Source organism: Chitinophagales bacterium, assembly GCA_016787225.1.
Classification (GTDB): Bacteria; Bacteroidota; Bacteroidia; order Chitinophagales; family JADJOU01; genus CHPMRC01.
Genome location: JAEUUY010000021.1, coordinates 171,302 through 181,397, shown reverse-complemented (window position 1 = coordinate 181,397; position 10,096 = coordinate 171,302). Strand labels below are relative to the sequence as shown.

General features: G+C 35.5%; 8 protein-coding genes. 6 read left to right on the top strand and 2 right to left on the bottom strand.

Annotated elements, in window-relative coordinates; all coding sequences use genetic code 11:
• The first annotated feature begins 185 nt into the window (after positions 1–185).
• From JNL75_07910 to JNL75_07885, 6 genes are all read left to right on the top strand, one after another.
• A complete protein-coding gene (locus tag JNL75_07910; GenBank protein MBL7789732.1) occupies positions 186–932 on the top strand; it encodes a hypothetical protein in 747 nt (248 codons plus the stop codon).
• 146 nt (positions 933–1,078) lie between these two features.
• Positions 1,079–1,663 (top strand): RDD family protein, encoded by a 585-nt coding sequence (locus tag JNL75_07905; protein ID MBL7789731.1) that lies wholly within the window; start codon positions 1,079–1,081, stop codon positions 1,661–1,663.
• Between the two features lie 177 nt (positions 1,664–1,840).
• Entirely contained in the window at positions 1,841–2,236 is a 396-nt protein-coding gene (locus tag JNL75_07900) for a lipocalin family protein (GenBank protein ID MBL7789730.1), read from the top strand.
• Positions 2,237–2,402: 166 nt separating this feature from the next.
• A complete protein-coding gene (locus JNL75_07895) occupies positions 2,403–3,260 on the top strand; it encodes a hypothetical protein (GenBank protein ID MBL7789729.1) in 858 nt (285 codons plus the stop codon).
• A 129-nt stretch (positions 3,261–3,389) separates the two neighbouring features.
• Positions 3,390–4,202: a hypothetical protein gene (locus JNL75_07890; protein ID MBL7789728.1), complete on the top strand. Its 813-nt coding sequence runs from the start codon at positions 3,390–3,392 to the stop codon at positions 4,200–4,202.
• A gap of 337 nt (positions 4,203–4,539) precedes the next feature.
• Entirely contained in the window at positions 4,540–8,211 is a 3,672-nt protein-coding gene (locus JNL75_07885) for a gliding motility-associated C-terminal domain-containing protein (protein ID MBL7789727.1), read from the top strand.
• On the opposite strand, the gene JNL75_07880 is transcribed toward JNL75_07885, so the two are convergent.
• Together JNL75_07880 and JNL75_07875 are read right to left on the bottom strand one after the other, a co-directional pair.
• Positions 8,204–8,704, bottom strand: a complete 501-nt coding sequence (locus JNL75_07880) for an RDD family protein (GenBank protein MBL7789726.1) — start codon at positions 8,702–8,704, stop codon at positions 8,204–8,206. The two genes, JNL75_07885 and JNL75_07880, sit on opposite strands and share 8 nt — an antisense overlap.
• Before the next feature lie 71 nt (positions 8,705–8,775).
• Positions 8,776–10,029 (bottom strand): isocitrate dehydrogenase (NADP(+)), encoded by a 1,254-nt coding sequence (locus JNL75_07875; protein MBL7789725.1) that lies wholly within the window; start codon positions 10,027–10,029, stop codon positions 8,776–8,778.
• Positions 10,030–10,096 lie beyond the last annotated feature (67 nt).

The window sequence follows — 10,096 nt, the reverse complement described above, 5'->3', positions numbered from 1 at the left end:
TCCATTCTACGTCTTCTAATTTTTCATCACAAAACTTCAAATCTAACATAACTCAAAATTTGAACTCAATAAACGCTATGTATTTAAGTTCTAAAACCTTATATTTGTCTAAATGTTAGTTTTTAGACGAACTGGCGTTATGCGTCATTGTACAGCGACACTGCAAACATTAAACGAACAGAAAAATGATAGAAAATTTACCGACATTTATTTCATTAACTTTTGGACTGACAACAGTTGCGACCTTGCAACTTTTCATTTGGACAATTAGAAATTCAAATTCTGAACAAACTCGAAAAATGGCAACTCCCATTTTTATCGGTTTAACACTTTGGTTGACAATTCAAGCAGTTCTGGCGTACAAAAATGTTTACAACAGCGACACAAATACATTTCCACCCAAAATAATATTAACAGGAATTTTGCCGACTATTTTCACAATAATTTTATTGTTCTCAACTTCAAAAGGCAGAAAATTTATTGACAGTTTACCGCTCAAGTATTTGACCTATCTAAACACAGTAAGAATACCTGTTGAGATAGTTTTGTTTTGGCTTTTCTTGAACAAAGCAATCCCTGAACTTATGACTTTTGAAGGACGAAACTTTGACATACTTGCGGGAATAACAGCACCAATTATTGCATATTTCGGACTGTCAAAAGCTAAACTAAAAAGGCAGACAATTTTAACTTGGAATTTTATTTGTCTAGGACTTTTAATTAATATTGTTGTGAACGCTTTATTTTCAGTACCTTCACCCATTCAAAAATTTGCTTTTGACCAACCGAACATTGCGATTTTAAATTTTCCATTTAGTTGGTTGCCGACTTTTATTGTACCAATCGTATTATTTGGACACTTGACTTCAATTAGACAATTAATGAGATATAAAACAGAATTTATAACGAACGAAAAAACAACGAACGGCTAACAGCAGTTTGGCAAAATGGCGGATTCAGTGCTAAAATGAAAGTAAGTGCTTCAAAATCAGCCACTTCGCCAAGCTGCAAACCGTTATGTGTCAGATTTTCTGAAAACACACACTAACGTATTAAGCAAAAAGGACTAAAAAAACATATGAAGAAAATATCAGAACTTGTAGAACAAAGGTTTCGTGTAAAAAATGTCTATGACAATACGGGCAAACTTGTAGAATTAAAAGAAGAATATTTAGCTAAAGGAACTATAAACGCTATAGGTCAAAATCAAAGATTGATTCATTTTGGTATTGATATGGTTATAATTAAAATTCTGCTAGAATTAATCTTTTACATTTTTGAACTAGTTGGTTTCTTTCCTATTCAAGTAGAAGAAGAAACCTTTGTTGTTACTTTTTTATTATATCTGTTTCAAAGTCTTATTTATGCCTCATACTATTTTCTATTTGAACAACTATGGCAAAAAACACCAGGAAAGTACTTCACTAAAACTATTGTGGTAGATGAGTATGGTTGTAAGCCAAAAATCAAACAAATGGCTTTAAGGTCTATTATCAGGCTAATACCATTTGAAGCATTTAGTTGTTTAGGGGACATTAGTAAAGGATGGCACGACAGATGGACGAAAACAAGCGTTATTACAAACATGAATTTTGAAAAAATAAAAATTCTGCAAGAAGAGCAAAAAGATATGGTGTTCTATAATAAAAAATCCGACACATAACTGCTGGTTTGAAGAAAGTCGGGCTGTGTGTCTTCAAAATAAATTTTGTCTTTATGCGAAAGTGTGTATTTTTGATTAATCGTTGTCTTGGAAAACCCGACCTACTTCAAGCCAGCGGACGATGGCAGAAATATTACTAAATCTACTAAAGAAATAATTACATTTAAAACTAAAATTATGAAGAACTATTTTTCAACAATCGCAATATTTTTTTTGACATTTACTTCTTGTGATAAGGATGAAAATGCAATAACTAATAATTTAGAAGGTACTTGGAAATTAACTGAAATACTAGCTGACCCTGGAGATGGTAGTGGAACATTTAACCCAATTAGTAGTAACAAAAAACTAATATTTGATAATAATGGTAACATAACTTCTAATGGCTTAATTTGTGACATGTCAATAGAAACCAATTCAAGTACAACTGGAACATATTCCATATCTAATTCTACTATAAATTCTACAAACTGTCAAAATTCAACAATTAAATATGAATTGAATGGTAATACCTTAATACTTGTTTATCCATGTATTGAAGCTTGTAAATCAAAATACACTAAAATACAGTAATTAAAATACTTCTGCCAACAATGTATTGCCAAAAGCGGGGCTGAAGTACATATTTAGAGACTTTTGTACTTATTTGAACATTTGTACTTTTTATCAACTTTAGTGCTAAAAATCCCCGCCTTCGGCAATACCCAAACCGATGTGCCAAAATCCCTAACAATGGCAGTTGTCGGTAGGATTTTGGCACATCGACTCGCGCGGCTTACAACCGCCATTTGTGCTACGCCCTACGGGACTTCGCACATCTGGCGGTTTTGCAAAATTTCTCGAGGCAAATAAACTTCATTATATTTGCTCTCCAAACCTCGCAAAGCCGCGCGAGTCGTTACCAGCAAGCTTAGACAACGACACATTGGACAATAAAATTGAAACATATTCGACACTTTGGAACTTGGTTGACATTGACCAAAGCAACCGCAAATTGAAAGACATTGCAACTTTGTTTTTGAATGCAATGAATGATTGGCCGACACAAGACCAAAGCAAAATTGCTGACTTTGTTCAGGAACTTAAAGAGTATTTCGGTTCACCAATTACCGTTGAGAAAATAGAAGCAAGAAAATTCAACGAACAAAATGCTTGGCAGGTTGAAGCAGGCAGTTCGATAGCTGAACTAATCGACACTTCGACAAGATTTTGCAATGAGAGTAACTTTGACAACATATTAAAAAACATTCTCGATTTCTACGAGCAAGAATTTAATAAAATGGACTTTATTGCAATACTTTCATACAGGACGACTGATGAAGGTGGCAGACTAACTCCTGCGAAAAGCGGTTACAGACCGCAAGTAAAGTTTGATTTCACCGAAATGCAGACTTCAGGACAACAAACTTTCATTGACAAGGACACAGTTTTTCCTGGTGACACAGTTGAAGCAAAAATCAAAATCCTATCACCCGACTATTTTGCTGGTTGTTTGACCGAAGGAATGCAATTTGAATTTAGAGAAGGTGCGACAGTTATTGGTACAGGAGAAATAAAATATATTGTAAACGACAAACTAGAAAAAGCCAGCCGGTAACACGGGTTTTGCGTCAGGCGGGCTGATGTGCAAATTTGGAGCTTTGTGCTTCTATTCAAGTTCAGTGCTTATTGACAGTTTAGTGCTCCGAAACCCGCCCGAACGCAAAGCCCGAAAACGTTGTCTGCTATGATTGCGAAACGAACAAAAAAATCCACAAAACAAAAAACATTGAAAAAACTTATAAGCTTTTACATTTTACAAATATTTTTTCTACAAACAAATTCACAAGTAAATTCTGACGGAAGTCAAGTAATTATAATTGAGTTAGATTCAAACATACAACAAGAGCTTGACAAGTTTACCAATAGAAAGCTAATTGCTTTTGAAAAAATCTCTATAGGAAACTTTAAGGGTGCTATTGAGGATTTAAGTTATATAATTTTAAATTTTAAGAAAGACAAAGACTATATAAATGACATTTATTACAATTTAGGAAGAGTTTATTTCAATAATGGCGATATTGATAGTGCAATTAACTATTTCAGATTAAGTCTTTTCTATACTCAAAAAACTAAAAAATTCTTTTTTAATGAAACTTACCTTGAACTCTCAAAAGCATTTCAAACTAAAAACAAACTTGATAGTTCTATAAAGTACTCTAGCATATATATTAAGGAAGAAGTGGACTCAAGTATTGGATATTGGAACAGAGCGTATTACTATGTGTTAAAGAAAGACTTTGTCAAAGCAGAAAATGATTACAAAGTTTCTTTATTAAAATCAAAAAAATATCATAATCAATATACAAGTGCCATTTATTATGATTTACTTGAGCTTTATACATATCAAAACAACCAAGAGAAAGTATTAGACATATTAAAAAATATTGACAATGAAGTTAGAAACTTTATTTGCAAAAACTCTACCCAACTGAACTTAAAGTACAAAGAATATTATCCAAAAATTTGCAGTTTAATTGAAACTAACACTTGCAAATAATCACAGCAGACAACTGTCGGTTTGGCATAAGGCGGGGTGCAGTTTGGTATTGAAAGTTTAGGAATTAGAATTATATTTGTGATGATAAAAAACATACCTGTCTGGCTCGGAGATTAGCCTGGGCGGTCTCTGTGCCTTCATGCAAATAAAATAGCACAGACATCAATGCTTTTATTTCTTCGCAAGAGAGGGTCTAAAAAAATGTCGGGGTTAAATGATTTTACACAAAAAATTTCACCGAAGAAAAATTGACATTTACTTTAAAAATTGTTCGGCAGAGAAATAAGCAGTATTTCTTTAGTCAAATTGATTAATTTTGTGAGTTGAAAGATAGATTTTGAAAAAATTACTAATCCTTTGTTCCCTATTATTCTCTGCTGAGTGGAGTCTAGCTACTCACATAGTAGGAGGCATGGTCACCTATAAATATCTGGGGCTCAATAAATATGAGCTGACATTTAAAGTTTATAGAGATTGTAATGGTGGTCAGGCACTATTTGATGGTGATCCTACTGCTCCTCAAGGAGGCTTCAATCGTCCATTTTTCTTCGTAGTATTTGATAATCAGAGTGGTGCTCGAGTAGATAGTGGTTCACTTAGGCTCATAAGAAAAGATACGGTAAAGTCTGTAATTGTCAGCAAATGCCTACCTGATGCGGATAAGCTCACCTGTGTAGAACAAGCTTTATACAAAGATACCATAACCGTGCCAGATGGTTCGAGATGGTACTCCATCGTACATCAGCGCTGCTGCAGAAATAGTGGTATCGACAATCTCAAACCCCTTCCTGGAGGGGGCGGTGGTGGAGGTAGTAGCTATCCAGGGATGACGATTTATAATATTATCCCTCCATCCAATAGCTATCCTAATAACTCAGCGGAATTTAAACAATTTCCGCCACTATTTTTATGTGCTAATCAGTCATTTACCTTTGATCATGGGGCGACTGACCTCGATGGCGATGAATTGAGATATTCTTTAGTCAATCCTTTAGACGGAGGATCTCCGAATGCTCCCCAGCCTGATGCTCAGCAAATATCCAATGTGAGAATCAATGCCAATTTCGAACCTCCTTTCAGTATGAGCAATATTATGGGAGGTACGCCCAATATAGCCATAGACGAGAATACTGGTCTGCTAACGTGTAGACCAGATAATGCTGGAAGATTTGTAGTGAGTGTCATGGTCAAGGAAATACGAAATGGTGTAGCAATAGATTCTGCCGTGCGAGATTTTCAATTCAATGTATTTACCTGCGATATTCCTAAATCTGATTTGATTTCTATCCCAGGTTCATATGACCCTGCATCGAGAATGTTTGATTATAAGATTAACTGCAAAGATAAAATTATCAACTTCCAAAATTCTAGTACAAATACCTCAGGGGCTATCTGGAATTTTGGGGATCCTGCTTCTGGCACCAGGGATACCTCTACCTTGAATAATCCTACGCATGAATACACGGATACGGGTACGTTTATTGTTACCTTAATCTCCTACAAAACGATAGCTGGTGGTCTATGCTATGATACCCTGCGCGCACGTGTAAGAATTTACCCTACTTATTTTGCAGATTTTGCCATAAGCCTTAATCCTCCAAAATGCCCTGGTGACTTGGTGAGTTTTACAGATAAATCAGTTGCCACATTTGGTCAATCTGTTAAATGGAAATGGGATTTCGGAAATGGTAAAACAGATACCTTGAAAAACCCAACTCACCGGTATGACCTTTCAGGAGATTATACAGTAAAACTAACAGCAACCAGCAGTAAGAAATGCGTAGCAGACACTCAGTTTACATTTAAGGTTCAGAATCTTCCGGTTATTTCTGCTACCTTACCGAATGCCTGCATTGGTCAAGCATTTAAGCCTGTATGCAATATTACTGTTCCGGCTCCAGATGCGATTACTTCTGTGCGATGGAATTTACCAGATAGAGTAGATAATAGCTGTGCCACTAGCTATACACCTCCGAATATGAATAATTTCACTATCAAACTTTGGGGACAAACCGATAAAGGATGTAAAGATTCACAGACGTTTAATGTAAAAGTCAATCCTCTTCCTACTATAACTACAATAGATGATACCTTTATATGCTATGACAGCAAGATTCGATTAAATGCTTTTGGTGGGGTTTCTTATAGCTGGACCCCTGTTTCGCAGCTAGACAATCCCAACACTCGAACGCCATTAGCCTCTCCTATTTATCCTAATTCTAGTCAGTATATCGTAAAAGGCACGGATGCACTCGGTTGCTATAATTTTGACTCTGTACTCGTATCATTTCATGTGAAACCTTTCATTGATGCGGGCAAGGACACTAATATTTGCTTGAATCCTGGACCATTCAAACGTGAAACTGTAAACTTAACTGGTCAGGGAAATTTTCAAACATTTTTCTGGACTCCAACAACAGGACTAGATAACCCAAATTCAAAAACACCGATTGCCAAACCTACCGTCACTACAGACTATGTATTTAATGGGATAGATCAGTTTAACTGTGTAGTAAAAGATACTGTTAGAGTTATCGTTTTAGACCCCAACCTCAACCTGTTTAGAAAAAATGATACCTTGAAATGTAGTTATGATACCATAGTTTTAGTCCCTTTGGATTTAGGAGAAATCACCAAATACAGGTGGACATATCCTGACCCCAATCCCACTTGGATGCATCCAAATGATTATTTTATGCAAAGACCCCGAGTTTATAATCGAAACAGCTATACATATACCTTGATTATAGATAACTACTGCTATAGTGATACAGAAAGTATATTAGTGAGAATAGTTCCAAGCCCAGTAACCAATTTACCAAAGGAAGACTCTACATGTTACGGAACTATCTATCAATTCAATTTAAACCCAGATAATACCTATCGCTGGTCTACGACAGACCCTTCACTTAGCAATAGATCTATTTCTAACCCTAGTTGCAATCCTAAAGCTACGGTGTGGTATTATATCACTGCCACGAATAGTTTTGGCTGTACAGTAGCTGAGGGCATGGAAATGATAGTCAACTATCCTCCCATTATTAATATATTAAACAGACCGAAGTATGTGTGTCTAGGAGACTCTGTAGAGATGAATGTACTTAGTAATCTAAAGTCAAAAGTCAGATGGTCTCCGGGAACCTATATCTCCGATTCGAATTCTAAGGATGTGTTTTATTTTCCACCCAAAACTGAAAATTTAGAACTCAAGGTGTTAACAGCTGAAAACTGCTTCACTATAGAAAAACTGCGGATACCTGTCCAATTACCTATTAAACCTAATGTGCAAACTCCCGTACATTTCTGTAAAGGAGGATACACAGAGTTATATGCCTCTGGTGGTTTCTACTATCTATGGAAACCTCCATATAACATTAACGATACCTTAGTGGATAAGCCTCAAGTCTACCCGGACTCTAGTTTTAGATATTTGGTAAAAGTTGCTAACGATTGTTTTTTTGATACCATTGGAGTAAATGTCATTGTTGATTCTCTGCCTAAGGTAAGTACTACACCTGATACAAGTATTTATAGAGGAGCTGACATAGAACTTCAAGCATTTACCTCAGCACCTAAAATTGAGTGGTATCCTCAGCCATTGATACCTACCAATCCTTTTAGTTCTTCGATTCGAGTCCAACCAAAAACGAATACAACCTATTTCGTCAAAGTAACGGATGGTAATAATTGTGTAGGATATGATAGTGTGAATCTAGGTGTTTACTCAAAGAATGTATTGCTAATACCAACCGGCTTCTCACCTAACGGAGATGGAGTGAATGATGTATTTAAAATAGCGAAACATCTCAATGTTAAAACTCTAAATTATTTCGAAGTTTATAATCGATGGGGAGAAAAAGTTTTTAGCACCACCAATATTGAACATGGCTGGGACGGAACCTATAAAGGGGATCCTGTACCTAATGGAACTTATAATTGGCAAATTCAGATAACCAATTATGATAATGAAAAAATAACGAAAGCAGGAAATATAGATATTATCAGGTAATATTCATAGACCCAATATCTCCTATCTCATCTAACTCATTCTGCTCTTCAAACTTCTTTTCGCTGATGACTGCTGTATCACTCCACCTGTCATGCCACAGGTGATTACCGAAAAGGTAAAATAGGGCTTCGATACCTATTATTCTCGAAACGGTTCGCTTCAATATGGTCTTAAAATTAGGTTTTGAAGCATCATATTCATTGACTACTTTCATTTTAAATATAAATTTTCCTATGGTCTTCTGAAAATAGAATTCAAAAATGAGGTAATAAAGCAATAAAATGGTGATAGTAGTGATATTATCTAACAAGGGATATTGAACTAAAATATCCATGGAGCCTGGGCTAACTATTTCTCCCAAAAATCCAATGGAAAAGGTAATACCATAACCCAAAACTCTGTCTATTATTGCACCTATAAATCTAAACCATTTACTAGCAATACTTCGCTGAACGAGTTCGGCTTTTTTACTATCTATTTTATCCCAATTCATGAATGGCAAGAATCCCTATTTCTTAAAAGGATTCTCAAGTCTAACAATAATATTTAAATGACTTAATTAAACTAAGCAGAAGCCTTACCTGCTAACTTAGCCTTCAAACCTGCATCGATAGCATCTAAAAACTCTTCTGTATATAAATAGTCAGTTCCATGATCTACTTTATTAGAACCTTTTACTATAATAGCTAGGTCTTTAGTCATTTTACCTGATTCTACTGTCTCTATACAAACTTGTTCTAAGGATGTAGCAAATTTATCTAATTCTGCATTGTTATCTAATTTAGCTCTAAATGCTAAACCTCTCGTCCATGCATAAATAGAAGCGATGGGATTGGTGGATGTTCTATTACCTTTCTGATGCTCTCTATAATGACGAGTCACGGTGCCATGGGCAGCCTCTGCTTCCATAGTTTTACCATCGGGTGTTATTAATACAGAGGTCATCAAGCCCAAAGAACCGAAACCTTGCGCTACACTATCTGACTGTACGTCGCCATCATAGTTTTTACAAGCCCATACAAAGCTACCATTCCATTTCATAGCACTAGCTACCATATCATCTATCAATCTATGCTCATAGACTATGCCAGCTGCTTCAAACTTTGACTTATAATCTGCCTGATAGATTTCTTCAAAAATGTCTTTAAATCTACCATCATATTTTTTCAATATCGTGTTCTTGGTAGAAAGATAAAGAGGCCATTTCTTAGTCAATGCAATATTGAAGCATGAATGAGCAAATCCTTTGATACTTTCGTCCGTATTATACATACAAAGTGCTACTCCGTCTCCTTTAAAATTAAATACTTCAAAAGATTGAGGCTCTCCCCCACCTTCAGGTGTAAAAGTCATGGTCAATTTACCTTTACCTTTGATTACAGAATCTGTAGCTCTGTATTGATCCCCATATGCATGACGACCAACAATAATAGGTGAAGTCCAGTTGGTCACTAATCGAGGAACATTATTCATAACAATAGGCTCCCTAAAAACCGTACCATCTAGTATATTTCGGATAGTTCCATTCGGAGACTTCCACATTTGCTTTAATTTGAATTCTTCAACACGTGCCTCATCTGGAGTAATTGTCGCACATTTGATTCCGACACCATATTGCTTGATAGCATTGGCAGCATCAATCGTTACCTGATCATTGGTTTCATCGCGATATTCCATGCCAAGGTCATAGTATTTGATGTCTACGTCTAGATAAGGTAAAATTAATTTCTCCTTTATAAACTTCCAAATGACTCTTGTCATTTCATCGCCATCTAATTCTACTACAGGGTTGGCTACTTTAATCTTTGTGAAACTCATGATTTTAAATGTATTTAATGCTTAAAAGAAGGCAAAATTAAATAATATCCTCTTTAGTTTTTGATTT

Coding starts and splice junctions, on each gene's coding strand:
- JNL75_07910 (MBL7789732.1), top strand. CDS start 186: ATGATAGAAAATTTACCGACATTTATTTCATTAACTTTTGGACTGACA.
- JNL75_07905 (MBL7789731.1), top strand. CDS start 1,079: ATGAAGAAAATATCAGAACTTGTAGAACAAAGGTTTCGTGTAAAAAAT.
- JNL75_07900 (MBL7789730.1), top strand. CDS start 1,841: ATGAAGAACTATTTTTCAACAATCGCAATATTTTTTTTGACATTTACT.
- JNL75_07890 (MBL7789728.1), top strand. CDS start 3,390: ATGATTGCGAAACGAACAAAAAAATCCACAAAACAAAAAACATTGAAA.
- JNL75_07880 (MBL7789726.1), bottom strand. CDS start 8,704: ATGAATTGGGATAAAATAGATAGTAAAAAAGCCGAACTCGTTCAGCGA.
- JNL75_07875 (MBL7789725.1), bottom strand. CDS start 10,029: ATGAGTTTCACAAAGATTAAAGTAGCCAACCCTGTAGTAGAATTAGAT.